This window comes from Streptomyces africanus, from assembly GCF_002150735.1.
Lineage (GTDB): Bacteria > Actinomycetota > Actinomycetes > Streptomycetales > Streptomycetaceae > Streptomyces > Streptomyces africanus.
On the sequence record NZ_MUKA01000579.1, the window covers coordinates 1 to 594 of the forward strand.

General features: G+C 69.5%; 1 protein-coding gene and 1 pseudogene. Both read right to left on the reverse strand.

The features are described from left to right. Positions 1-221 (reverse strand): annotated as a pseudogene (locus CCL05_RS42280) (ABC transporter permease); the annotation flags it as partial. A 177-nt stretch (positions 222-398) separates the two neighbouring features. Beyond that, positions 399-482, reverse strand: coding sequence for a putative leader peptide (locus CCL05_RS47670; protein WP_349817350.1), 84 nt, complete (start codon positions 480-482; stop codon positions 399-401). Positions 483-594 lie beyond the last annotated feature (112 nt).

Consider the following 594-nt stretch of genomic DNA (forward strand, 5'->3'; position numbering starts at 1 on the left):
CGGCCGGGCGAGGCGAGCACGTCCGGCTGCAACGCGCCCGTGCTGCTGAGGAGTTGCCACAACGCCAGCAGCAGGACCGGGCCCGTGGTGCGACGCAGCCAGCGGGGGACGCGGGTGCGGCGGGAGGAGGTGGGGACGAGGGGCTGGAGGTCGAGGTCAGGGGCTGATATAGGCGAAATATCGCTTTTCGGTGACCTGGGAGGGGCATGGCTGATGCTCATGAAGGCTCCACGGGGAGAGCACGGGCAAGGAGAAGGCGGAGGCACTCCTCGCTGCCGCCGCACCGACGAGAACAAGGGAGTTCAAGCCAGAACAAGGGAGTTCAAGCGAGGACAGAGGAGTTCAGCGGGCAGGCGGAACCAAGGCGAGGGAACCGGAACGCGAGGGGGAGAAGGGCGTCAGCAGCCGCGGCGACACGCGGCGGAGGCCACCCGCAGCAGGTCGATGTGACCGCGCGTGGTGAGCAGGGCTGAACGCAACATGGAGCCGAACCTAGCCAGGTGGCATGCGCACGGTCAACGGCGTCTCGTCACGTGGACGCCTGTACCGCCACCCGGGCGGGGGCGGCCGGGCGGAACCGGGCGGGTGCGTCAG